Source organism: Actinoallomurus soli (assembly GCF_024055715.1).
In the GTDB taxonomy this organism is placed as follows: Bacteria; Actinomycetota; Actinomycetes; order Streptosporangiales; family Streptosporangiaceae; genus Actinoallomurus; species Actinoallomurus soli.
In genome coordinates, this window is sequence record NZ_JAMXMV010000011.1 from 114,493 (window position 1) to 138,831 (window position 24,339).

The following is a 24,339-nucleotide window of genomic DNA, read 5'->3' on the forward strand; positions in this document are numbered from 1 at the left end:
GGTCGTGTTCGACGAGAGCCCGTCGACCGTGACCGCCGTGCACGCCCTTCCCGAGGGCGAGAAGTCCGAGCCGCCGAAGAAACAGAAGAAGCCGAAGAAGCAGCGGAGCCGGCGGGCGAAGTGGGTGCGGCGCGCCACGTACGTCCTCGGCGTGCTGATCCTGCTGCCCGTCGCCGCCTTCATCGTCGCCTACCTGATCACGCCGGTGCCGAGTTCCGCGCAGCCAGACGCCGTGAAGGAGGCGTCGGTCCTCTACTACAGCGACGGCAGCGTCCTGCTCCGCACCGGCAAGAACCGGCAGCCGGTGCCCCTGTCCCAGGTGCCGAAGCAAGTGCGCGACGCCGTGATCTCGGCGGAGAACCGCAGCTTCTACAGCGACCCCGGTGTGTCCTTCAAGGGCACGGCACGGGCGTTCTGGGCCACCGCGACCGGCGGGTCGCTGCAGGGCGGGTCCACCATCACCCAGCAGATGGTCCGCAACTACTACAGCGGCCTCAGCCAGCAGCGCACCGCGTCGCGGAAGCTGAAGGAGATCATGATCGCGCTCAAGGTCGGGCGCGAGAAGGACAAGAGCTGGATCCTCCAGCAGTACCTCAACACCATCTACTTCGGCCGCGACGCCTACAGCATCGAGTCGGCCGCGCAGGCGTACTACGGCAAGGACGTCCAGAACCTCACGCCGGCCGAGGGCGCGTACCTCGCGGCGGCCATCCAGGTGCCGACCTACGCCGGTGACCTGTCGGTGCCCGGCGCTCTGCCGTACATGCAGGCGCGTTGGAAGTACGTCGTCGACGGCATGGTGCAGATGAAGAGCATCACGCCGCAGGAGGCGGCGGCCATGCGGTTCCCCACACCGATCAAGCAGAAGACGAAGGACATCTACGGCGGCCAGAAGGGGTACGTCTACGACCTCGTCAAGGCCGAGCTGAAGCGGATGGGCTACACCGACGACCAGATCGCCAAGGGCGGCCTGAGAGTCCGCACGACGTTCGACAAGAGCCTGATGGCCGACGCCAAGAAGGCCGTCGAGAACGCCATGCCCTCGGGCGTCTCCAAGAAGGTCATGGCGGGCCTGGTGTCGGTCGACCCGTCGACCGGTGAGATCAACGCGTTCTACGGCGGCAAGAACTACCTCGACCAGGCGTTCAACTCCGCCTTCGACGCCAAGGTGCAGCCGGGGTCGGGGTTCAAGCCGTACGTCCTCGCGGCGGCGCTGAACGACGGCATGTCGCTGGACGACTACGTCGACGGCAGCAACGGCCAGACGTTCGACGGCACCACGATCCATAACGACAACGACGAGGACTTCGGCATGGTGAACCTCGTCACCGCGACCGAGAACTCCATCAACACCGCCTACATCAACATCGCCCAGAAGATCGGGAACGACAAGGTGACGAAGATGGCGGAGAAGCTCGGCATTCCCGAGTCGCAGCTGACCGCCAACGGCGCGAACACCGCCGTCACGTTCCCCCTCGGCGTCATCGACGTCAGCGTCGAGCAGCAGGCCGCCGCGTACGCCGCGTTCGCGTCCGAGGGCGTCTACCACGCCCCGCACGTGATCCGCTGGGTGACCGACCGGGACGGCAAGAAGCGCGTCGAGCCGACCGACGGCACACGGGTGTTCCCCAAGCAGGTCGCCCGCGACGCGACGTACGCCATGCAGAAGGTCGTCGACAACGGCACCGGCACGAACGCCGCGCTGCCCGACCGGAACGCCGCCGGCAAGACCGGCACGACCTCCAGCGGCCACCAGGTCTGGTTCAACGGGTTCATCCCGCAGCTGGCGGCCTCGGTGGCGGTCTTCCGTACGGACAACAAGGCGCTGAGCCTGCCCGGCTACTCCGTGTACGGCGGCGACCTGCCGGCGAAGATCTGGCACGACTACCTCGTCCAGGCCGACGAGAACATGCCGGTGAAGTCGTTCGGCGACCCGTCGGTGAACCTCGACCAGCCGCAGTGGCCGACGTACGCTCCCGTCCAGCCGCGGCTGCCGCAGCCCACCTACTCGCGGCCCCGGACGACCGCGCCGTCGCCGCCGTCCGTTCCGACGCCGCCGAGTCGCCCGACGCGCCCGCCGACGGGTGGCCCGCCCACCGGCGGGCCGCCGACCGGCCAGCCGACGGGCCGCGCGTACGAGGGCGGCGACCCCAACTCGATGTAGGCCCGGCCGTACGGGACGCCCGCGGCCCGTCCTCGCCGGACACCGTCCTCGCCGAACCGGTCCGAGCGCCTCCTGAGGCGCTCGGACCGGTTCTTCAGTGACAGGCCTTGGCCAGCGCGGCGGGCTGCCGCTGAACGGCGGTCTGCATGGCGGAGATGTCGCGCGGGCTCATGTTCGTGCTGATGCCGCGCCACTCGGTCGCCATGCCCTGCAGCGTGCGGGCCAGCTTGTGGTCGTCGGACTCGCGGCCGAGCGCGTCGAACCGGGTGGCGAGGGTCGCCGCCGCCTGCTTCCACTGGGTGATGTCGTCCGGTGAGATCCGGTTCAACGTCGCGTTGTAGTTCCCGACCGCCTTGACGGCGTCCTTGCAGACCCGGCCCTTGTTCGTCCCGACGGCGCAGCCGGCCGCGCACACCGCCACCAGCGCGACTCCAACCGGCAGCCGCCATCCACTCCGCATCAGCCCGCTCCTCTCGATGGTTCCCTGCCGGTATTAGACGCACAGAACCGGTCACATGATCGCGAATAGGCAGCAGCCGGACGGTGCCTTATAATCGCGATCAGGTCACGAGTGCCAGCGCTAAGCCCCGGCTTGCTGGCCGGCAACCCTCCGTCCGTGGCGGGGTGCCCCGGGTGATGACAAGGTCCGGCACGACCGTGCCGGACAAGCGCGGACCCCTCCCGGGGTCCCAACCCCGCTGGAGGTGCGTGTTGTCCGCTGTGCTCGATCTGCCCGCCGTCGCCCGTCCTGTTCTGCGCGTCGTCGGCGCGGGCGTTCCCGTTCCCGTCGCCGGTGGCGGCACCGTTCCGTACGCGAACCTCGACTACGCGGCGAGCGCGCCCTGTCTGGAGGCGGTGCGCGAGGCGCTCGACGCGGCCCTCCCCTACTACAGCAGCGTGCACCGCGGGGCGGGTTATGCGTCGCAGGTGACGACGGACCGGTACGAGCACGCGCGCGAGGTCGTGCGCGCGTTCGTCGGCGCGTGGCGCCGGGACGCGGTGGTGTTCACGCGGAACACCACCGACGCGATGAACCTCCTCGCGCACGCCCTGCCGCGCGGGACCACGGTCGTCGTCTTCGAGTCCGAGCACCACGCCAGCCTGCTGCCCTGGGGTCGCGGCAGCAGGGTCGTACGGCTGCCCGCCCCCGGCTCCCCCACGGCGGCGGTCGCGGCCGCCGGGGAGGCCCTCGCGGCGGCGCCGGCCGGGCCGCGCCTGCTCGTCGTCACCGCCGCGTCGAACGTCACCGGGGAGCTGTGGCCCGTCGCCGAACTCGCCGCCGTCGCCCGCGCGCACGGCGCCCGCATCGCGGTGGACGCCGCGCAGCTCGTCCCGCACCGGCCGTTCGACATGGGCGCGCTCGACGTGGACTACGTCGCCTTCTCCGGGCACAAGCTGTACGCGCCGTTCGGGGCCGGATGCCTCGTGGGCCGCGCCGACTGGCTGCGCGCCGCCGAGCCGTACCTGCTGGGCGGCGGCGCCACCGCGAGCGTCGGCGAGCGCGTGACGTGGTCCGCCGACCCGCAGCAGCGGCACGAGGCCGGCACGCCGAACGTCCTCGGCGTCGTCGCGCTCGCCGCCGCCTGCGAGGCGCTGACGGACTGGGACGGCCTCGTCGCCGAGGAGGAGCGGCTCCTGCGGAGGCTGCGGACCGGGCTGGCGGCGATCCCCGGCGTACGGGAGCTGTCGCTGTGGGGCGACCGGCACCCGCGCGTCGGCATCGTGTCGTTCGTCGTGGAGGGCCGCGGGTCCCGCGCCGTCGCGACGGCGCTGTCCGAGGAGTACGGGATCGGCGTCCGCGACGGGAAGTTCTGCGCGCACCCGCTCGTCCGGCGGCTCGTCGGCGCGGGAGAGGGCGGCTGCGCCGACGGTGACGGCACCGCGCTGCGGGCGAGCTTCGGCATCGGCACGACGGACGAGCACATCGACCGGCTGCTGACCGCTTTGCGCCATCTGTCCCGTTAAGCGCGGCGAACCGGCGGCGGCGCGCCGCAGGTGGGCGGGCCGCGAACGCCGGGGGGCGACCGCCGAGCCCGGATGCTCGCGATGGTGAAATGTGACGCATGAGACCGGTTAGTCCGTATTGGTCCGATGGACTGCTGGTACTCGTGCGCACCGCCGGTTTGCTCCCGGTACGGTGGACACCTTGTGCAAAGAGCTTCCGGGGGGTGGCCGATGACCGACACATGGGAGCCCGCTAACCAACTCGAGCAGCAGCTTGGCGAGGTGCTGCGCGCCGGGGACCAGAACGCCTACTTCAGGTTGCTCGCCGTGGCCGAGCTCCTCGTCCCGGTGACGCAGACGGAGCCCGTCGCCTCCGGACAGCCCGCGTTCACGTGGCCGACCAGCGTCCACGAGGGGCGCACCCACGTGCTCGCCTACACGTCCGTCGAGGCGGCGCAACGCCACCTCGGCCCCGCCTACGAGCAGTTCGTACGGATGTCGCTGGCGGGGATGGCGCAGTCGTGGCCGGACGCCGACTGGTGGCTCGCGGTCAACTCCGGGCTGCCGATCGAGGGCTACCTGCCCGCCTGGTTCATCGGCCAGATCACCGCCGACCAGGCGAGGGCCGAGCAGCGGCCCCTCGCGCAGGAGGCGGGTCCCGCCCCGGCGGCCCAGCCGGCCTCCGCCCCCGAGCCGATCTCCGCCCCCGAGCCGGGCACGCCTCCGGCCGAGCAGGGCGGCGACGGTCCTTCCCACGCCGCCTCCGGCGGCCACGACACCGGCACCGAGCCGCACCCGTTCCCCGCGCCGGCGGGGAACGACCCGCTCACCGGCGGTCACCCCGCACCGGGCGGGCACGACGGCGGCACGGGGCCGCTTCCGCTCGGGAACGACCCGTCCACCGGCGGCCACCCCGCACCGGGCGGGCACGACACCGGCACCGGGCCGCACCCGGTTCCGCTCGGGAACGATTCGGCCGCCGGCGCGCAGAGCGCCCCGAGCGGCGACGACGCGGGCTCCCGGCCGACGACGACCTGGCCGACGACGCTCGTCGACGTCCACACCGTCTCCGACGCGTACGACGCGCTCGGCTCACAGCCGGTGTCCGGCTCACAGCCCGCGCCGGGCGGCCACTACGCCGGCCCGCCGGCGCCCGACCCGATGCCGGCCGCTCCCGTCGCCGGGCCCGCCCCGGCACCCGTACCACCGGCCGCGCCACAGAGCGCCGAGCCGAACCCCGCCCGGGTACCGGCCGGAGACGTGCCGACGGTCTCGTGGCCGGACGTGCATCAGCAGCCGATATCCGACGGCGGACCGGCGCCCGACGGCGGAACGCCGCCCGCGTCAGAGGCCCGCGAGCCCGGGCCTTCCGCCGCGCCGCCCGCCGGTCACGCGCCGGCGCCCGCCCCGGACACCGCACCGCCGTCCGGGGACGGTACGCCGGTGGTGTACCCCTCGTTCACCACGGCGAGCGCGGTGCCGCCCGCACCCGGCACCCCATACCTGGCCGAGACCGCGCCCCAGCCCATCATCTCCGGCGACGAGCCGATGCCCTCCGGCCCCGCCGAGGCCGCCGCCGCGCCCTCCCCCGAGGCCGCCCCGGCACCGGCCCCGGGCCTCGGCCCGGCGCCCTCCCCCACGCCGTCCCCGGACGCGGACGCCCGGCCGGCCCCTCGCGCGCCGTCCTCCGACGTGTTCTTGATCCCGCACTTCACGGCGGGCGCCGAGTTCGTTCCGCTCGACGAGGAAGAGCGCCTCCTGTACGAGGCCGCCGCGCGGGACGACCGCGAGGAGTTCCTCCGGACGCTGCTGGGCGTACGGCAGATCTGGGTGCCCATGGTCGAGGGCGGCGACCTGATGCTGGGTCCCGGGCGACCGGGCTTCGAGTGGTACACCCGTGAGTCCGACGGCCGGACCGTCGTCCCGTTGTTCACCGGGCCGAGCCGGATGCGCGAGGCGATGGGCGGCCACCCGTTCGTCCTGTCCGACCTGACCAAGGTCCTGCGCTTCTGGCCGGACTCGACGTGGGACCTCGTCATCAACGACGGCTCCCCGATCGGCGCGACGATCCCCGGCGAGCGCATCACCGCCCTGTCGCGGCAGGTCGACGACGCGGCCGCGCAGCGGCTGGCCGGTGACTTCCCGGCGCAGAACGACGCCGAGCGGCGGCTGTTCGAGGCCCGGAACGACCCGGCCATGCGCCTGACCGTACTGCTCGAGGCGTCGGTGTTCCTGCCCGTGTGGAGCCGTACGCCGCCGACGGTGCAGACCCCGCCGACCGACCCGGCGTTCCCGTGGTCGGCGGTCCCGGTCCGTGGCCGCTCGTCGGTGCTCGTGTTCACCTCCTTCGACTGGATGAAGGAGGCGGTCGGCACGACGGGCTTCGTCATGCCGAAGTTCGCCGACCTCATCGCCACCTGGCCGGAGCCGAGCTGGGACGTCTCGGTCAACCCTGGCACCCCGATCGAGATCGCGCTGTCCGCGGAGGAGATCGGCGTGATCGCCGGCCGGCCCGCCGCGCGGCCTCCCGAGGCGGCGCCCGGCGGCGTTCCCCAGGACCCGGCGGCCGAGTCACCGCAGGTGCCCGCCACGCCGCAGGCGCCCGCCGCGCCGGAAACACCCGCCGCGCCGGAGGCGTCGGTCGCGCCACCGGCACCCGCCGCGCCGGGAGCGCCCGTTGCGCCGGAGGCACCCATCGCGCCGCAGCCGGAGGCCGCGGCGGTCGTGGAGGCGCCCACCGCGCCGGCCGAGGTGCAGCCGGCGCCGCTTCCGCAACCGGCAGCGCAGCCCGCCGCGCAGGAGACCGCGCCGCCCTCGGACGGCGGCTTCACGATCATGCAGAAGGTCGTGGCCCACGACCAGGTCGCCTGGTACCTGGAGAAGGCGTACGACCGGGTCGCCGGCTTCGTGCACCGCGTCCCGGACGTCATCGACCTCAACACGCCCCGCCGGCTGTACGAATGCCTGGGCCTGGTCCGTGACGGATCGCCGTTCAGCCCCGAGGACTCCGAGGTGCACATCATCCGGTGGCCGGCGTACCGCGCGGGTCTCTACCGCACGCCGTTCGGCGGCACGTCCGAAGACGCTCTCAAGGAGTGGGGCGAGGACGGCTGGGTCGTCGAGGCGCCGCCGTTCACCGGAGACGGCTTCGCCTCCGGCAGCGCGGGCAGCATCCCCGAGTTCAAGGTCGAAAGTTTCAGGCTGCCGCACGGTTCGGAGATGTACGCCATCAGCAGTGACGGGTCCGAGCGCTTCGTCGCGAGGTACGACGCGGATCGGCTCGTGTGGGAGAACGAGAAGTGATCAGAGACGGCTACGTCGCCCGCTGGCAGGGCGGCGATTACGACGCCGTGCCCGGTGTCGACGGTGAGGTCCGGCTGTACTCCGCCGTCCCGGCGGAGGGCTTCACCGAGATAGGGCCCGGCCGGTTCCTGCAGGTCGTCCGCGAGGACGAGGTCGATGACCTGCGCTATCTGCGCACCCGCTGCACCTGGCGCGGAGAGCCGTTCGTCGTCATCGGCGAACACGAGGGCTGGGTCCGCGTCGAGTACAGCGGCGGCCGCGCCCCCGTTGCATCCGCCCTGGGACTCGAACGGGTGGACGTCGGCGTCTACCAGGCATGGGTCGCTCGGGACGAGATCACCGGGCTTCACCAAGAGCTCATCTAGCGGTTGCTGCGATATAACCTCATTAGCGCGGTTGATTGATCGGCTTTGACGTGATCGCATGATTCGTACCCACCACCCTTGGGTAGGCAGGGGTGGGCGTCTTTGCGGTGCGATTGGGAGGTTGTGAGCTGTGCTCGCACGATCGGCACGAAACCCGCTGGTCATGGTCCTCGGCGCAGGGATCGTCCTGATCGTCGGCAACGCCCCACCGGCCCTCGCCGCCGACGACACGACCCCAGCACCGCCAAGCGACTCATCTTCCGCAACGCCGCCTTCGCAGGCCGCTCTTACTGTGAGCGTTGTGGACCCGCCCGACACTGAGGTCCATCCCGGCGACTCTGTCACCATGAGCATCTCGGTGACCGCTGTCTCTGACGATCAGTACACGGACGCAAAGACCGTCAAAGTGGTTCCTCACTCCGATCCTGGCGGGCTCGTCTCATGTACTAGCTGCACGTTGGCCGCGCTCGGGCAAGGCTCGACACACGTCTTCACCCTAGCCGTGCGGATCCCGAAGAGCATGGGAGACGGCACGGTGACCGTCGGAGGCACAGCGAAAGCCGACAATGCCATCAAGGCGGTCTCGACCAAGGATTATCCGATTCACGTCACGCTGAAGCCGACGCCGAAACCGACCCCCACGCCGACGCCGACGAAGTCGTCCAAGCCGACGCCGACGAGCACGCATTCGAGTGGATCCGGGTCGGGGTCCGGGAGTGGGTCCGGGTCGGGTAGTAGTGGATCAAGTTCGACGACTACTCCGTCGGGGAACCTGAACTCCGGCACCGGCACGAGCACCGGGACCGGGACTACGGGGGCGAACACCGCGCCGCAGACGGCTCCGCAGGCCGGTGCGAATCTGCCGAACATCGATCAGCCGAACCAGTCGCAGAACCAGACGAACCAGGCACCGACGACCGCGCCGCTCATCGAGAACGCCGGCAACTCGCAGTCGATGCAGAACGCCGCCGACGGGGAGAGCGAGCTGACGTTCGACAAGCTGGCCAGCACGCAGGCGGCGTGGCTCGCCGCGCTGCTGGTGGCGTTCGGCCTCCTGCTCACCCAGGTGCGGCTCGGCAAGGCGCACAACCGCACCGTGAAGGCCGTTTCCAAGCCCAAGGGCGCGCACCGCAAGCTTCGCGGTGGCGCGCGCCGCGCCGGCTGACCCACGGCTCTCAGCACGCGAACGGCTCCGGTCCCGACCAACGTCGGGACCGGAGCCGTTCGGTCGTCCGGGTGACCGTACGCGACCGCGCCGCGCGGGGTCAGTCCTCGATCCAGCGGCCGTGGAAGCCCATCGGCACGCGGCGCGGCAGCCGTACGGAGGCGACGAACTCGAGGTCGGCGGCGTCGAGCACGAGCAGCTCGGAGCCGTCGCCGGAGTGGTCGGTGACGATGGACAGCAGCCGGCCGTCGTCCTCGACGTTCGCGCCGGGCGCGGGAACGTACACCGCCTCGCCGGGGGCGCCGCCCACGTCGCGGACCTGGGAGGCGCCGGTGCGGGTGTCGTACTTGACGACGGCGTCGTTCGTCACCGTGTAGAGGAAGCGGCTGGACCGGCCCAGCCGGGTCTCGTTGAAGGTCGGGAACTCCACGTCGCGGTCGTCCAGCGGCTCTTCCTTGAGCGCGCCGGTGGCCGGGTCCAGCGTCCAGCGGTACAGGTGCGCTCCGCCGCTCGCGGCCGCCGCGGCGGCCGGGTCGGGGCTGCCGCCGATGCCCGGCCAGAGGGCGGCGAAGCCGGCACGCGGGTACCGGACGGCGTCCAGGACGATCCGGCCGTGCTCGTCGTCGCAGGCGTTGCCGACGTGGAAGACGTAACACGGGTCGATGTCGTACCAGCGTGTGGTGCCGCCGTCCCGGGGCATCACGCCGAGCCGTGCGCCGTACGCCTCGTCCCAGCGGTACGGCATGCCGGCGCCGAGGAGCTCCAGGTCGAACACGACGGGCAGGTCGAGCCAGAGCACGTGCCGCTCGGTGACGGCGAAGTCGTGGATCATCGTGGGCCCGGGGACGTCCACGACCCGGCTCTCCACCAGTTCGCCGCGCGCGGAGAGCCGGTGGTAGGTGAGGTACGGCGGCGTGAATCCGTAGCCGAAGAAGTGCAGCTCCCCGGTGACCGGGTCCTCCTTGGGGTGGGCGGTCATCGCGGTCGTCAGTCTGCCGCCGAAGTCGCAGGGCCCGACCGTCTCCAGCTCGGGTGTCATCTCGTACGGCAGGCCGACCTCGACGAGCGCCAGGATGCGGCCGGCGTGCCGGATGACGCTCGTGTTGGCCGGCGTGGCGGTCAGGTCGACCCCCTCCGGTCCGGCGAACGGCGCTCCGTCGAGTCTGCGGGTGCGGACCCAGCGGTTGCGGTACCACTCGGCGCGGCCGTCGCGCAGGCGCACGCCGTGCAGCATGCCGTCGCCGGTGAACCAGTGCCCCGGGTCGCGGCCGGGCAGCGGGTTCGGGCCGTTGCGGAAGAAGCGGCCGGTCAGGTCGGCGGGCAGCGTGCTGGTCACCGGCAGGTCGACGGCGTCGGTCTCGTCGGCGACCGGGGCCCTGAGCCCGCTGAGGTGGTCCGGAAGGGTCAGCGTCGTCTCCAGAGCCGCCGGCTCGACGGCCGGTGCGCTCGCTGCGGGATGGGCTGTGGCGGTCGGCTCGTTCACCGGGCGAGGGCCTGGTGACGGGCGGCGACGGCCTTCGGGTAGCGGAGGGTGAACAGCGCGGGCAGAACGAAGGCCGCGACCTTGACGATGATCACCGCGGCCGTGGCGTGCGGCGCCGCATGGGCCAGCAGCGCCAGCACGGCGCCCGTCACGGTGAACGCCGTCGCCCACACGGCGGTGATCACGGCGTTGACCCGGTAGAACAGCGGGTTGTCGTGCATCTCCGGGGGCGTCATCGTACGGGCGATGCCCAGCGTGAAGGGGTGGCGTACGGCCAGGGAGCCCCACGCGACCAGGGCGAGCCACTCGTCGGACACGGCCGGTCCGTACGCGCCCAGCGGGGCCTTGGCGGCGGTGAACGCCGCGACGGCCAGCGCGCCGAAGAACACGACCGAGGTTGCCTCGATGATCAGCGCGTCCCAGGGCTTGCCGCGCCGGCGTTCGGCCGTCATGAGGGCCGCGGCCAGGACCGCACCGACGAGCGCGCCGTACCGCGAGTCGTGCGGCGTGCTGATCACGGCGAAGGCGATCCAGGGGAGGAAGGTGCGGAGGTAGCCGAGCACCGGGGGCTCCTTGAGTGATATTCCTGTTGTGACATGTCGAAAGTAGAACCTCCAGTGGAGACATGTCAACAGTGGAAGGTAAGCTCTGGGGTCATGAGTCTCCGTCACGCCGTACTCGGACTGCTGTCCTCAGGACCCGCCAGCGGCTATGACCTGCTGAAGATCTTCGAACTCTCGCTCGCGAACGTCTGGCCTGCCACCCAGAGCCAGCTCTACTCCGAACTCGGCCGGCTCGCCGACGCCGGGTTCGTCGCCGTCGCCGCCGAGGGCCCGCGCGGCCGGAAGGAGTACGCGATCACCGACGCCGGCCGGGCCGAGCTGCGTCACTGGATGACCGAGGTCGAGCCGACGCCGTTCAACCGGAGCGACATGCTCCTGCGCGTCTTCTTCCTCGGCGAGCTCGACGCCGAGGAGGCCCGGGCCTACCTCCGCGGCCGGGCCGAGGCCGCGGACCGGCGGCACCGGGGGCTCGCCGAGCTACGGGAGGTCGTCGCGAAGGGCGACGACCCGCTGTCCGTCTACGGCCTCATGGCCCTCGAATGGGGGCTCCGCTTCGCGGCCGTCCAGCGCGACTGGGCCGCGTGGGCCGAGCGGGAGCTCGACCGGATCCGCACGCCGGAGGACCGCCGCGAAGACCAGGGCTGACGGCTCTGCGACGATCGCACACGAGCGCAGCGCCGCGGATCAGAGAGGGCGCATCAGCTCGTGGCAGGCGATCGCGGTGGCGGCCACCACGTTCAGGGAGTCGACGCCCAGATCCATGGCGCCGGCGCTCATCGGGATGCAGACCGGGTGGTCGGCCTCCCGCAGCCAGCGCGAGGACAGTCCGTCGCCCTCCGTGCCCAGCAGCAGGGCGGCCCGCTCCCCCATCGGCGCCTTCTGCAGCGGGACGGCCGACTGGTCCGGCGTGAGGGCGAGCAGCGTGAAGCCCGCGGCGCGCAGGCCGGCGAGGCCGTCGTGCCAGTCGGTCATCCGCGCGTACGGGATGGCGAAGACCGCGCCCATCGACACCTTCACCGAACGCCGGTACAGCGGATCGGCGCAGCGCGGGGACAGGATGACGGCCTCGACGCCGAGCGCCGCCGCGCAGCGGAAGATGGCCCCGACGTTCCCGTGGTCGACCAGATCCTCCAGCACGAGGATCCGGCGCGGCCGCGCCCGGTCGCCCCGGCCGGCGTCGTCCTCCGGGACGTCTCCGGCGGGGCGGGCACCGGCCAGCACGGCGGCGACCGAGGGCAGGGGCAGGCGTTCCATCGAGGCCAGGGCCCCGCGGTGCACCGCGAACCCGGTGATCCCCTCGACCACGTCGTCGTCGGCCACGTACACGGGGGCGTCGCCGAGGACATCCGCCAGCGGCTCCACCCACCGCCGCGCCATCAGCAGGGACCGCACCGGGTAGCCGGTGGTGACGGCCCGCCGGATGACCTTCTCCCCCTCGGCCACGAACAGGCCGTGCTCGGCCTCCAGGCTCTTGCGCAGGTTCACGTCGCGCAGCCGCGTGTAGTCGGCGAGCCTCGGGTCGGCGGGATCGGTGACGGGGATCAGGCGGGCCATGGCCTCAGTATCGCGGGCGCCCTCCACGCCGTCGGCTCCGGGCGTGCGCCCGGGCCGGCCGGCAGGCGATCGCGGGCGCTCCGCGAAGACGGCGTTCGGTGGATGCGCGGGCGGGTCGGTCAGGGCAGGCGCAGAACGGTGAACAGCGCCCGGTGGTCGCTGCGCGCCTGCCCATAGATCTTCACCCGCAGCACCGCGCAGCGCCGGTCGGCCAGCACGTGGTCGATGGTGATGGGCGGCAACGGCCGGAACGTCGGCACCAGGCCCTGCCCTCTCGCGTCCGCGGCGTCGACGTATCCGCTGTGGATGAGCCGCCGGAGCCGCGCGAGGTCGAGCGTGGCGTTGAAGTCGCCGGCGAGGATCCCGACCTGGCCCCCGGGCGTGGCGCGGGGCAGCCGGGGGAAGTCGTGCTGCCACGCGTCGAGGTCCGGGCCGACCGGGGCGGGCGGGTGTACGGCCGTCATCCGTACGGGTGCGGTGCCGGGCACGGCGACGGTGGCGCTCGGCATGCCGGAGATCGTCGCCTGCCGGACGGGCGACGGGGTGAGCGGGTACCGCGAGTACAGCCCGATGCCCGCCGCGCCGGGCTGGGGGTCGAGGATCCGGTACGGGAAGAGACGCCCGATCCCCGCCGCGTCGAGGCGGGCGGCCGCCTCCGGCGTGAACTCCTCGACGCCGAGGACGTCGGCGCGGGTGCGCCGGGCCAGGTCGACGAGGGTCGCGTCGCCCGCCCTGCCGAACCGCAGGTTCGCGGTGAGGACGCGGAACTCGGGCCCGCGCGCCCGCGGGGTGTCCCCGGCGACCGCGCGCGGCAGCACGATCCCCGCGAACACCACGGTGACCACCACCGCCGCGACGAACGCCGTTCGGTCCCGCACCAGGGCGGAGACGGTGAGCGGGACCACCATCGCGGCGAAGGCGTACGGGACGGCGGCCATCGCCGGGATGAGGACCGGCGCGAGGGAGCCGATCCGGTCGGCGCCGAACAGGCGGCCAAGCGCCCACAGCGCGAAGCAGGCGACGAGGGACCGCGCGACGATCGCCCGTCCCCGGCGGCGCGCCCGTGGCGGGTCGGTCACCGAGGCCGTGAGCGAGTCCGTCATCCGCGCCTCCCCCGTGCTCATTCCGTTCTCCTCCACTCTGCCCGATCTCCCAGGTGGCGTGGCGGCGACGCGCGGCACGGGCGCCGGTGGGCATGCCGCCGAGGCCCGGCGAGGCGGATGCCGGGGAGCGTGGACCGACGGGAGCCGTAAGGCTCCTGGAAGGCCGGACCGAAAGCGCCCCGCGGCATGGCCGGAACATTGACGGGCGTACTGACAGGACGGGTCCACGGCGGGTGGGCCACGCTGTGAAGTGGTCGGCGTTCCGGCACGAGGGACCGGTGTTCCCGGCGGCCGGAGGCGTTCGCCGGCGGCCGCGTTCACCTGGGTGAGCGGGACCGAGAACCGGCGCCGGCGGGGCCGGGCCCGGCCCCCGGAGGACGATACTGGCGGGTATTCAAATGATCTTTACTCGGGTGACCTGCGGCATCGCGGTAAATGATCATCTTTGTTACCAATTGCGAAGACCGCTACAGTTCCGCTCTAACACTCATCCCTGACGCCGCGAGATGGGACAGCTGTGAGCCGACGTCGTCGCAACGACATGCCCCCGGGTGACATGCCCGGCGACGGCCAGCCCTATCGAACGCCCCGAGACGGCGGCTCCCCGGGGAACCAGGCGCCGAGCGACGACCGGAGTCCCTTCGCGCCGCGCCGCCCCGAGTCGAGCGGTTCCCCGCAGGAGGTCCCCGGCGACAGCGGCGGCACGGGCGGGTACGGCGGCGGTCCAGGCGGCTACGGCGGCGGCCCGGCGGGCTACGGCACCCGTGGCCCGGGCGGATACGGCTCTTACACCGCACCCGGTCAGCAGGACCGGTACGGCACGGGCACCGGCTCCTACGGCGAACCCGGCGGACAGGATCGTCCCGGAACCGGCGCGGATCCCCGATCCGGCGCCGGCGAACGGGACCGTTACGGCACCGGCTCGTACGACTCCTCCTCCTACATCCAGGGCGGCGGGTTCTTCGGCAGGCAGGGCGGGGGCCTCCCCGGCCCGGGCGGCGGCTCCGGCTACGGCACCGGCCCCGGTTACAGCGGCGCGGGGTCCGGCTACGGCGGCACGGGATCCGGCTACGGGTCGGGCCAGGGCATGGGCGGCCGCGACCGCGATCCGGGCAGGACCGGATCCGGTGGGCCGGGAGGCTCGGGCCACGGGGGCACGGGGTCCGGAGGCTCGGGCTACGGAGGATCGGGCCGGGGCGGCACGGGTGCGGGCGGGTCCGACGACGACCGCCCACGGTCCTCCGCTCCCGGCACGGGACGCCGCCGCGCCCAGCGCCGCCGTACGATCGGCGCGCTGGTCGGCCCGCTCGCGGGCGCGATCGGCCTGGCGATCCTCCTCGGCGCGGGGGTCTACGCGCTCGCCGACGGCAGCAAGTGCGGCGGCACCCCGATCGACCTGAAGGTGGTCGCGGCACCCGACATCGCGCCGGCGGTCAGCGACATCACCAACTCGTTCAACGGCGAGCGGCACTCCGTCGACGGCAAGTGCGTGAAGGCGACGGTGAAGGCCGCCGACCCGGCGGGCACGACCACGATCCTGTCCGGTCAGGGGACCGTGCCCGGTGACGTGACCCCGGACGTGTGGATCCCGGACTCCTCGCTGTGGGTCACCCTCGTGCGCAGTTCGCCCAAGGGCGCGTCGAGCGTGGACACCACGCCGACGAGCGTGGCCGAGACGCCGCTCGTCGTGGCGACCACCAAGTCCTTCGCCAACAAGCTCAATGGTCAGGGCATCCGGCCGACCTGGGACATGCTGCTCAAGGCCACCGACGCCCTCGCCGCCGGCGCGGTCAGCAAGAACGACATGCTCCCGGCGAACTCCGTTCACCTGCAGATCCTCGACCCGACCCGGAACGCCGGCGGGCTCGGCGCGGTCGTCATGACCCGGATACTGCTGAAGGGCGACCCGCACGCCGACGCGATCTTCACTCAGATCGCACGGAAGGTGCAGAACAGCCTCTCGCCGAACACCCAGGCGCTGTTCGCCAGCTTCCACCGCAACCTGCACGGCCGGGCGCCCGTCGTCATCGCGCCGGAGCAGGCCGTCTGGAAGTACAACCGGGGGAGGCCGAGCGCTCCGGCCAGCGCCATCTATCCGAACGAGGGCATGCTCAGCCTCGACCACCCGTACACGCTGACGACCGACGACGACACGAAGGTCCGCGCGGCGCAGCTGCTGGAGAAGGCGATGAGCACCGAGCAGGCGCAGGTCGCGGTGCGCGCCCTCGGGTTCCGCACTCCGGACGGGCGGGCCGGCACCGGGTTCGGCGCGGCGAGCGGGGTGAGTCCGCGGATCCCCCGCGCGCTTCCGACGCCGGGGTCGAGCGACGTGACCGGGGTCATGCAGGCCTGGACGAAGCTGTCGCTGCGCACGCGGATGCTGACGCTTCTCGACGTGTCCGGGTCGATGGCGCAGCCGGTCGGCAAGGGCGTCACGCGGATGGAGGCGACCGCCCAGGTCGCCCAGGGCGGCCTCGCGATGCTGCCCGACGACACCGACCTGGGGCTGTGGACGTTCTCCACGAACCTCAGGGGGAACCAGGACTACCGGACCGAGGTGCCGATCGGCCCGCTGTCCACCCGGCTCGGGTCGGGGACGCGCCGCCAGGCCATCCTCAGCGCGCTGGGCCGGCTCCGGCCGAAGCCCGACGGCAACACCGGGCTGTACGACTCGGTGCTGGCGGCGTTCCGGTCGATGAAGAAGACCTACAAGCCGGGCTACTACAACTCCGTCCTCGTGTTCACCGACGGCAAGAACGACAAGGTGAACGGCATCTCGCTGAACGCCCTCCTCCGGACGCTGAAGAAGGAGAACGACCCGGCCGCGCCGGTCCAGGTCATCTTCATCGGCTACGGCCCGGACGTGGACATGGCCGCCATGCAGAAGATCGCCGCCGAGACCGACGGCGCGGCGTACCAGGCGATGAAGCCGCAGGAGATCCAGACCATCTTCCTGGACACGGTGGCGCGCCGCATCTGCACGCCGGAGTGTCACTGACCTGCGGAAATCCGGCGTGGCGCCCCGGAGCGCCGCGCCGGCCGAAAAAAATCCGGAATCTCTGTGAAATCCGGTGAACCTCCGTGGCCGCCGCTGCGTCTCTCTTACGGAGGCCCGACGGGAGCGGGGCGTCGGGCCTCCTTCTTTTTTCTCCGGGGGCGCGTCCGACACCACACCTCCGGGAGGTCGCTGTGGCCGGTTGGCCCAGTCTCGGTCGCGTCGATGACCGCCGGTTGGCGCAGGAGCTGCGTGCCGGCGATGCCACCGCGCTCGCCCAGATCTACGACATCTACGCGCCCCGCCTGTTCGACTACTGTCACGCGCTGCTGCGGGACGAGAATCTGGCGGCGGAGGCGCTGCGCGACTCGCTGATCGTGGCACTCGCGCACATCGACGGGCTGCGGGAGCCGGAGCGGTTCCGCAGCTGGCTCTACGCCCTCGTGCGCAACGAGTGCGTGCGGCGGCTGCGCGATCCGCAGACGCCCGAGGACCGGCACCCCGCCGCCGAGGAGGCCGACGACGCGTTCCTCGACGCCGAGGAGCGCAACCGCCGCCTCGAGACCCGCAAGCTCGTGCACAGCGCGCTGGCCGGCCTGCCGGGCCGCCACCGCGAGGCCGTGGACCTCGCCGTCCGCCACGAGCTGGCCGCCGAGGAGCTGGCCGGCGTTCTGGGGATCTCCTCCCAGGAGGCTTTGGAGCTGGTGGCCGAGTCGCGCGACGAGCTCGACAACGCCCTCGCCGCCGCGATCATCGCCCGTACGGGGCGGGGCGACTGCCCCAGCGTCGCCGCGCTGGTGGACGAGCACGAGTGGCCGCTGCCGCCGGAGGTGTCCCGCAGGCTCGTCCGCCACATCGCCTCCTGCCCGACGTGCCGGGACCGCCGCAAGCGCAAGGTCTCGACGAACCGGCTCATGCAGGTCATGCCGGTGGCCGCGCTCCCCGTGGAGCTGCGCGGCGTGGTCCTGGCGTCGGCGGCCCCGGACCTGTCCGAGGCCCGGGCTCGCGTCGCCCGGCGCGCGGAGCCGTTCGACGCCTGGGGCTGGCCGACCAGCCTGGACCACGTACGGCCGGCCCGCGACGACGACCGGCGCGGCGTTCCCCGCCTGTGGCCGGCCGTGGGCGCGGCCGCGTGCGTCCTCCTCGTCGCCGGGGCCGTCTTCCTGGTCACGGGCGGCTCGTCCGCGCAGCACCCGTCGGGCGGCGCCCGCCGTCCGGTCGCCGCCGACACGGGCGCCTCCCCCTCCGACAGCCCACCGGCCGACGACACCGGCGACTCCGGCTCACCGGACCCCACGCCGAGCGACACGACGCCCACCCCGACCCCGACGCGTACGAGCAGGACGCCCACTCCGACGCCGACGGCGACCACGCGGAGGCCGGCGCCCACGCCGACGCAGACCCGGAGGCGCAGGTCGCCGCGGCCCGTGCCCGGCACGCTCGTGGTGGCCGCCCAGGGCTCGGACGACGCGAAGACCGTCACGCTGACCGCCCGGAACGGCGTCGTCCGCTGGACGGCGAGCGCCGGACCGTACGTCACGATCGGCGGTCCCACCGGCGGCAAGCTCCCGCCGGGAGGGTCGGTCACGCTCACCGCCACCGCCGACAAGGCCACCGCCTGCGCGCAGGCGACGCCGGTCGAGCACGCGAGCGTCACCTTCACGCCGAGCGGTGCGGTCGCGCTGTCCTGGACCTGCTGAACGCCCAGGTCGGACGGAAAATCCGATCTGGGAGTGATCGGGTCCTTACGCAACGGGCGGCCGGAGTGCCAGGATGCGGCCCATGACTCCTGACGTGGCCGCATTCCGATCCGCCCGCGACTTCCTGCTGGCGAACGCCGAGGACTACGAGACCGCCTACCGTGACTTCCGCTGGCCCGAGGTCGCCGAGTTCAACTGGGCGCTGGAGTGGTTCGACGGCGTGCTCGCCGCCGAGACCCCCGACCGTCTCGCGCTGTGGATCGTCGAGGAGGACGGCTCGGAGCTGAAGCTGACGTTCGCCGAACTCGCCGACCGGTCGAGCCGGGTGGCCGGCTGGCTGCGGGCTCAGGGCGTACGGCGGGGCGAGCGGATCCTGCTGATGCTCGGGAACCAGGTCGAGCTGTGGGAGACGATGCTGGCGGCGATGAAGCTCGGCGCCGTCGTCGTCCCGGCGACCACCCTGCTGACCCCCGACGACCTGCGCGACCGGATCGCCCGTGGCGGCGTCTCGCACGTCGTGACCGGGACGGCCGACACGGCGAAGTTCGCGGACCTGACGGGCGAGTGGACGAGGATCTGCGTGGGCACGGCGGACGGCTGGCTCGCGTACGGCGACGCCTACGGGCACGAGCCGTACGACGCGGCCGGGACGACGACGAACGCCGGCGACACGCTCCTGCTGTACTTCACCTCCGGGACGACCGCCCGGCCGAAGCTGGTCGAGCACACGTACGCGTCGTACCCGGTCGGGCACCTGTCGACGATGTACTGGATCGGCCTGCGCCCCGGCGACGTCCACCTGAACGTCTCCTCCCCCGGCTGGGCCAAGCACGCGTGGAGCAACGTCTTCGCGCCGTGGAACGCCGGCGCGTGCGTGCTGGTCCTCAACTACGCGCGGTTCAGCGCCCCCGCGCTGCTGGAGGTCCTGCGGCGGTGCGAGGTGACGACGTTCTGCGCGCCGCCGACGGTGTGGCGGATGCTGATCCAGGAGGACCTGCGGTCCTGGGACCTGAACCTGCGCATCACCGTCGCGGCGGGCGAGCCGCTCAACCCGGAGATCATCGACCAGGTCCGCGAGCAGTGGGGGCTCACGGTGCGGGACGGCTACGGCCAGACCGAGACCACGGCGCAGATCGGCAACTCCCCGGGGCAGCCGCTGAAGCCCGGGTCGATGGGCCGTCCGCTGCCGGGGTACCGGATCGCGCTCATCGACCCGGTGAGCGGGGAGCCCGCCGACGAGGGCGAGGTGTGCATCGACCTGTCCGAGCGCCCGGTCGCGCTGATGGCGGGGTACCGCGACGAGTCCGGGCGGACGGACGAGGCGATGGACGGCGGGTACTACCACACCGGTGACGTGGCCTCCGTGGACGCGGACGGCTACGTCACGTTCGTGGGACGCACCGACGACGTCTTCAAGGCCTCGGACTACAAGATCTCGCCGTTCGAGCTGGAGAGCGTGCTGCTGGAGCACGAGGCGGTCGCGGAGGCCGCCGTCGTGCCCGCCGCCGACCCGGTGCGCCTGGCCGTGCCGAAGGCGTACGTCTCGCTGGCCGCCGGTCACGAGCCGACGGCCGAGACCGCGCGCTCGATCCTGGCGCACTCCCGGCAGCGGCTGGCGCCGTACAAGCGAGTGCGCCGCCTGGAGTTCGGCGAGCTGCCGAAGACGATCTCCGGGAAGATCCGGCGGGTCGAGCTGCGCGGGCTGGAGGATGCGGACCGGCGCGCCGGTGAGTACCGCGAGGAGGACTTTCCGGACCTGAGGTCCTGACGGTTTCGGTCACTCAGCGTCAGGTTTTCCTGCATGACGCAGAAAGTGATCACAGAGCGTTGCCCACTATGCCGCATTCGCCACCAAAACTGACCTATCACCCCTTGATCGATGGCAGGATGCGTAAACCGAAGACGCCTTTGGGGCGTCTGTGTCGCTTGTGGCAGGTGAGCAACGGGGAGGACATGTGGCGGGGTGGCCGACGATCGACAGGGCCGAGGACCAGCGGCTGGCGCAGGCGCTCCGGGCGGGACACCCGACCGCCATGGCCGACATCTATGAGGCGTACGCGCAACGGCTGTACGACTATTGCCACGTACTGCTCCGCGATCAGGAGCTGGCCGCCCAGGGTCTGCACGACTCGCTGATCATCGTGCAGGAGCGGGGCTCGGCGCTGCCGGATCCCCGGCTGTTCCGAGGCTGGCTGTACGCCGTGACGCGCGCCGAGTGCCTGCGACGCCGCGCCGAGACCGGAATTCCCGAGAACCGGCGGAAGGCGCGGGAGGCCGAAGGTCTCGTGGAGATCGACGAGTCGACCCGCCGGCTGGTGCACGCGGCGCTGATGGTGCTGAGCAGCGCACAGCGCGAGTTGCTCGATCTGGCGCTCCGACACGAGCTCGACCCGCACGAGCTCGCCGAGGTGCTGAACACGACGCCGCAGGACGTGACGTTGCTCGTCGAGCAGGCTCGAAACGACCTGGACGACGCCTTCGCCGCCGTGGTCGTCGCGGCGACCGGGCGCGACGACTGCCCGAGCGTCCCCGCGCTGGCGGGCCCGGCGGACCGGCCGCTGGACGCCGAGGCCTGTGGCCGGCTGGCCCGCCACATCGGGAACTGCCCGATCTGCGGCCTGCGCGCGAATCGCAAGGTGGCGACCGCCCGGCTGCTGCACGCCATGCCGATCGCGGCCGTGCCGGCCGGTCTGCGCGCGCGTGTGCTCGGCACCGTGACGCCCGAGCACGCCGACCTGCGGGCGGCGGTCGCGGGGCGTTTCGACCGGCCGCGGCCGGCGCCGCACGACGACGAGTTCGCCGAGAACGAGACCCGTCGCAGGGCCGGGATGTGGGTCGCCCTGGGAGCGGCCGCCTGCGCCGTGCTGGCCCTCACCGGGATCTTCCTCGTGCTCCCCGGCTCGGGCGGTAAGGCCGACTCCGGCGACCAGGCCGCCGCCGCACCGTCCAGCGGCTCGCCGAGCAGCGATCCGTCCGAGTCCTCCCCCACCGGCCCGTCGCCGAGCAGGTCCGAGAAGCCGCACACGCCGACCCCGACACCCACCCCCACGCCGAAGAAGAGCAGGACCCCGAAGCCGGCGCACACCCTCGGCAGGCCCAGGACGACCGCTCCGGCCCCGGCGTCCTCCGCCCCACAGCCGTCGTCCACCACCGGGACGCTGACCGTGGCCGGATGCGACATGCGGTATTCCGGCCGCTGCAAGGTTCGGGTGACCGCCCACGGCGGTCCGGTGCACTGGGCGGTGAGCGGCACCAATGGGGCGGTCCAGGCCACCGGCGACGGCGACCTGGGCGCCGGAGACTCCGCGTACGTCACGGTCTCGCGGACCTACAAGGACTGGTGCTTCACCGAGAACACCGGGTCGGTGTCCTTCTCCCCGGGCTCGTCGGCCGACGTGCACTGGGACTGCTGACGCCTGTCGGCTCCGCACACCGACGCACCGGGTTTCGGCCACGCCCGGCGAGAACCTGCACGCTCCGCAACCGGCGGCGAAGCGTAGCCGGGCTTGACCACTTTCGTGGCGGAAGCCAGCCATGAGGCGGGTGTTAGTGGCAGTATTCGGGAACTGATGGTGCGCCTGGGACATCTGGGCTCTGCGGGATGAATCGAGCAGTGGGGAGGGTGACGTGGCCGGGTGGCCGAGCATCGACAGGGCCGAGGACCAGCGGCTGGCGCGGGCACTCGACGCCGGGGACACCAACGCCATCGCGCAGCTCTACGCCGCGTACGCGGAACGGCTGTTCGACTACTGCCACGTCCTGCTGCGCGACCAGGACACCGCCGCGCAGGCCGTACACGACTCGCTGATCGCGGTGCGGGAGCGCATCGCCGCGCTTCCCGACCCCCGGTTGTTCCGGGGCTGGCTGTACGCGACGACGCGCGCCGACTGCCTGCGCCGCCTTTCGCACGGCGAGCTCCCGGCCGAGCGCCGGCGGGCGCCGGAGACCGGTGCGGACGGCCTGGACCCGGCGACCCTCGAGTTCCTCCGCGCCGCGCTCGCGGTGCTGGAACCCGCCCAGCGTGAGGCACTCGACCTGGCGATACGGCATGAGCTGGACCCGCACGAGCTGTCCGAGGTGCTGGGAACGACGCCGCAAGAGACCTCCGTGCTCGTCGAGCAGGCGCGGGGCGACCTCGACGCCGCGTTCGCCGCGGTCGTCGTCGCGACGACCGGCCGCGACCACTGCCCGACCGTTCCCGCGCTGGCGGGCCCGCCGGGCGAGCGGCTCGACGCGGAGCGGTGCGGTGAGCTGGCCAAACACGTCGCCGGCTGTCCGATCTGCGCCCTGCGCGTGAACGGTGCCGTCGCGACGGACCTGCTGCTGCGGGCCATGCCGGCCGCCGCCGCCCCCGCGGACCTGCGCGGGCGCGTCCTGGCCACGGCGTTCTCCCCCGAGCACGCTCAGACCCGGGCGACGATCGCGATGCGCTTCGCGCCCCCGCCGCCGCCCGCCGAGCCGGCGCCCGAGAAGCGGCGCCGCACGGCCACGCCCGTGTGGCTCGTCGGCGGGGCGGCCGCCTGCGCCGTCCTGCTCCTGTGCGGGTTCCTGCTCGTGTCCTCCGGGTCGGGCGGCTCGAACGGCGAGCGGCCCGCCGGCAGCGACGCCGCCGCGTCCGCCCCGGGCGGAACCCCGACCGACGACGGCTCGATGACCTCGCACGCGGCGAGCGCCACGCCCACCAAGTCGGGGACGCCGACGCCCACGCCCTCCGCCACGCCGAGCTCGCCGACACCGACACCGACGCCGTCGAAGTCCAAGCACGCCAGGACCGCCGCCCCGACCCACCACACCAGGCCGCCCGCCGGTCCCCCGCCGACGCACCCGAAGCCCCCCTCGCAACCGCAACCGGGCAGGCTCGTCGTCTCGGGGTGCAACATGGGCTACGGCTACTCATGCCAGATCACCCTGTACGCGGACGGTGGCCCCGTGACCTGGGCGGTCGTGGACACCTACCGCGTCAGCACCGGCGGCAGGGGGAACCTCGCCGCGGGCACGAGCACCTCCCTCTCCGTCAGCCGCGGCGACCGCTGCGGCCGGGGGCAGGGCTCGGTCACCTTCTCCTCGGGCGCCGTCGCCTACATCAGCTGGCGCTGCGGGTACTGACCCGCCGGGTGACCGGCCGGCGCCGCCGGGTGGTCCCCGGCCATCGCCGCCGAGTGGCCATACCGGTGCCGGGGCCGGGGCCGTACGGTCGGTCCATGGACCTGCCTGCCGAGAAGGCGCTGCTGCGCGCCCTGCACGATGAGCACCCGGACGACCGGGGACTCCCCCTGATCCTGCCGAACGCCTGGGACGCCGTCAGCGCCCGCGTGCTCGTGGACGCCGGGTTCGCCGCGATCGCGACCGCCAGCGCCGCGGTGTCCGCGAGCCTGGGGTACGGCGACGGGGAGGCGGCGCCGTACGCGGAGATGTTCGCCGCGGCGGGCCGTGTGACCCGCGCCGTGGACGTGCCGGTGTCGGTCGACGCCGAGGCGGGGTACGGCCTGCCGCCGGCCGAGCTCGCCGACCGGCTGCGCGAGGCCGGCGCCGCGGGCTGCAACCTCGAGGACACCGCGCACGGCGCGCCGGGCGCGGGCCGCGTCCTCGCCGACGTGACCGCGCAGGCCGAGCGGATCGCCGCGCTGCGGGACGCCGACCGCGAGCTGTTCATCAACGCCAGGGTCGACGTGTACGCCACGGGCGCGCTGCCCGGCGCGTCGGACGCCGAGCGTCTGGAGGAGGCCGTCGGCCGTGCCCGGGCCTATGTCGACGCCGGAGCCGACGGCGTCTTCGTCATCTCGGTCTCCGACGAGAAGGCCATCGCCGAGCTCGCCGACCGGATCCCCGCGCCGCTCAACGTGCTGTACCGGCCCGGCATGCCCTCCCTCGCCCGGCTCGGCGAGCTGGGGGTGCGCCGGGTGACGTTCGGGCCCGGACTGCAGCGGGCGACGCTCACACTCCTGGCCGGCCTCGCCGGGCGGCTCCACACCGGCGAGACCCCTGACCTGTGACGGCGGG

17 protein-coding genes and 1 riboswitch are annotated in these 24,339 nt (G+C 72.8%); of the genes, 12 read left to right on the forward strand and 5 right to left on the reverse strand.

Going from position 1 to position 24,339, the window contains the following annotated elements; all coding sequences use genetic code 11:
* The first annotated feature begins 4 nt into the window (after nt 1–4).
* Nucleotides 5–2,164 (forward strand): transglycosylase domain-containing protein, encoded by a 2,160-nt coding sequence (locus NDW01_RS25990; protein WP_252824725.1) that lies wholly within the window; start codon nt 5–7, stop codon nt 2,162–2,164.
* Between the two features lie 94 nt (nt 2,165–2,258).
* On the opposite strand, the gene NDW01_RS25995 is transcribed toward NDW01_RS25990, so the two are convergent.
* Nucleotides 2,259–2,624: a hypothetical protein gene (locus NDW01_RS25995; RefSeq protein WP_252824727.1), complete on the reverse strand. Its 366-nt coding sequence runs from the start codon at nt 2,622–2,624 to the stop codon at nt 2,259–2,261.
* Nucleotides 2,625–2,727: 103 nt separating this feature from the next.
* Nucleotides 2,728–2,841, forward strand: a riboswitch (SAM riboswitch).
* Nucleotides 2,842–2,875: 34 nt separating this feature from the next.
* On the opposite strand from NDW01_RS25995, the gene NDW01_RS26000 reads away from it, so the two are divergent.
* The 4 genes from NDW01_RS26000 to NDW01_RS26020 all read left to right on the forward strand — a co-directional run bounded on the left by NDW01_RS26000 (nt 2,876) and on the right by NDW01_RS26020 (nt 8,941).
* Nucleotides 2,876–4,129, forward strand: coding sequence for an aminotransferase class V-fold PLP-dependent enzyme (locus tag NDW01_RS26000; RefSeq protein WP_256513055.1), 1,254 nt, complete (start codon nt 2,876–2,878; stop codon nt 4,127–4,129).
* A gap of 210 nt (nt 4,130–4,339) precedes the next feature.
* Nucleotides 4,340–7,411 carry an SseB family protein gene (locus NDW01_RS43560; protein ID WP_305883815.1) on the forward strand — a complete coding sequence of 1,024 codons (3,072 nt, stop codon included), beginning with the start codon at nt 4,340–4,342 and terminating at the stop codon, nt 7,409–7,411.
* Complete coding sequence (locus tag NDW01_RS26015) at nt 7,408–7,776, forward strand: hypothetical protein (protein ID WP_252824729.1); 369 nt, start codon at nt 7,408–7,410, stop codon at nt 7,774–7,776. The genes NDW01_RS43560 and NDW01_RS26015 overlap by 4 nt, the downstream gene beginning before the upstream one ends.
* 346 nt (nt 7,777–8,122) lie before the next feature.
* Nucleotides 8,123–8,941 (forward strand): hypothetical protein, encoded by an 819-nt coding sequence (locus NDW01_RS26020; RefSeq protein WP_252824731.1) that lies wholly within the window; start codon nt 8,123–8,125, stop codon nt 8,939–8,941.
* Between the two features lie 100 nt (nt 8,942–9,041).
* Here the strand turns inward: NDW01_RS26020 and NDW01_RS26025 are convergent, their stop codons facing one another.
* Nucleotides 9,042–10,424: a carotenoid oxygenase family protein gene (locus tag NDW01_RS26025; protein WP_252824733.1), complete on the reverse strand. Its 1,383-nt coding sequence runs from the start codon at nt 10,422–10,424 to the stop codon at nt 9,042–9,044.
* Nucleotides 10,421–10,987 (reverse strand): hypothetical protein, encoded by a 567-nt coding sequence (locus tag NDW01_RS26030; RefSeq protein WP_252824736.1) that lies wholly within the window; start codon nt 10,985–10,987, stop codon nt 10,421–10,423. Before NDW01_RS26030 ends, NDW01_RS26025 begins: the two co-directional genes overlap by 4 nt.
* A gap of 93 nt (nt 10,988–11,080) precedes the next feature.
* On the opposite strand from NDW01_RS26030, the gene NDW01_RS26035 reads away from it, so the two are divergent.
* Nucleotides 11,081–11,632 carry a PadR family transcriptional regulator gene (locus tag NDW01_RS26035; RefSeq protein WP_252824738.1) on the forward strand — a complete coding sequence of 184 codons (552 nt, stop codon included), beginning with the start codon at nt 11,081–11,083 and terminating at the stop codon, nt 11,630–11,632.
* Nucleotides 11,633–11,671: 39 nt separating this feature from the next.
* Here the strand turns inward: NDW01_RS26035 and NDW01_RS26040 are convergent, their stop codons facing one another.
* Both NDW01_RS26040 and NDW01_RS26045 read right to left on the reverse strand, forming a co-directional pair.
* On the reverse strand, nt 11,672–12,541 hold the full coding sequence (locus tag NDW01_RS26040) for a TrmH family RNA methyltransferase (RefSeq protein WP_252824750.1): 870 nt from the start codon (nt 12,539–12,541) through the stop codon (nt 11,672–11,674).
* 119 nt (nt 12,542–12,660) lie between these two features.
* A complete protein-coding gene (locus NDW01_RS26045; RefSeq protein WP_252824752.1) occupies nt 12,661–13,665 on the reverse strand; it encodes an endonuclease/exonuclease/phosphatase family protein in 1,005 nt (334 codons plus the stop codon).
* Nucleotides 13,666–14,161: 496 nt separating this feature from the next.
* Between NDW01_RS26045 and NDW01_RS26050 the strand changes: the two genes are divergently transcribed.
* The 6 genes from NDW01_RS26050 to NDW01_RS26075 all read left to right on the forward strand — a co-directional run bounded on the left by NDW01_RS26050 (nt 14,162) and on the right by NDW01_RS26075 (nt 24,332).
* Nucleotides 14,162–16,642 (forward strand): substrate-binding domain-containing protein, encoded by a 2,481-nt coding sequence (locus NDW01_RS26050; RefSeq protein ID WP_252824754.1) that lies wholly within the window; start codon nt 14,162–14,164, stop codon nt 16,640–16,642.
* A 233-nt stretch (nt 16,643–16,875) separates the two neighbouring features.
* Complete coding sequence (locus NDW01_RS26055; protein ID WP_252824764.1) at nt 16,876–18,339, forward strand: RNA polymerase sigma factor; 1,464 nt, start codon at nt 16,876–16,878, stop codon at nt 18,337–18,339.
* Nucleotides 18,340–18,421: 82 nt separating this feature from the next.
* Complete coding sequence (locus NDW01_RS26060) at nt 18,422–20,107, forward strand: AMP-binding protein (protein WP_252824766.1); 1,686 nt, start codon at nt 18,422–18,424, stop codon at nt 20,105–20,107.
* Between the two features lie 187 nt (nt 20,108–20,294).
* On the forward strand, nt 20,295–21,752 hold the full coding sequence (locus tag NDW01_RS26065; protein WP_252824768.1) for a sigma-70 family RNA polymerase sigma factor: 1,458 nt from the start codon (nt 20,295–20,297) through the stop codon (nt 21,750–21,752).
* Nucleotides 21,753–21,966: 214 nt separating this feature from the next.
* The gene (locus NDW01_RS26070; protein ID WP_252825068.1) at nt 21,967–23,445 is read left to right on the forward strand and encodes an RNA polymerase sigma factor; all 1,479 of its coding nucleotides are present in this window, start codon (nt 21,967–21,969) and stop codon (nt 23,443–23,445) included.
* Nucleotides 23,446–23,540: 95 nt separating this feature from the next.
* Nucleotides 23,541–24,332 (forward strand): isocitrate lyase/PEP mutase family protein, encoded by a 792-nt coding sequence (locus NDW01_RS26075; protein ID WP_252824770.1) that lies wholly within the window; start codon nt 23,541–23,543, stop codon nt 24,330–24,332.
* Nucleotides 24,333–24,339: the final 7 nt, after the last annotated feature.

Bases quoted from the DNA above. Each gene is read 5' to 3' on its own strand.
- NDW01_RS25995 (WP_252824727.1), bottom strand. From the start codon at position 2,624: ATGCGGAGTGGATGGCGGCTGCCGGTTGGAGTCGCGCTGGTGGCGGTG.
- NDW01_RS43560 (WP_305883815.1), top strand. From the start codon at position 4,340: ATGACCGACACATGGGAGCCCGCTAACCAACTCGAGCAGCAGCTTGGC.
- NDW01_RS26020 (WP_252824731.1), top strand. From the start codon at position 8,123: ATGAGCATCTCGGTGACCGCTGTCTCTGACGATCAGTACACGGACGCA.
- NDW01_RS26035 (WP_252824738.1), top strand. From the start codon at position 11,081: ATGAGTCTCCGTCACGCCGTACTCGGACTGCTGTCCTCAGGACCCGCC.
- NDW01_RS26040 (WP_252824750.1), bottom strand. From the start codon at position 12,541: ATGGCCCGCCTGATCCCCGTCACCGATCCCGCCGACCCGAGGCTCGCC.
- NDW01_RS26045 (WP_252824752.1), bottom strand. From the start codon at position 13,665: ATGAGCACGGGGGAGGCGCGGATGACGGACTCGCTCACGGCCTCGGTG.
- NDW01_RS26060 (WP_252824766.1), top strand. From the start codon at position 18,422: ATGACTCCTGACGTGGCCGCATTCCGATCCGCCCGCGACTTCCTGCTG.
- NDW01_RS26075 (WP_252824770.1), top strand. From the start codon at position 23,541: ATGGACCTGCCTGCCGAGAAGGCGCTGCTGCGCGCCCTGCACGATGAG.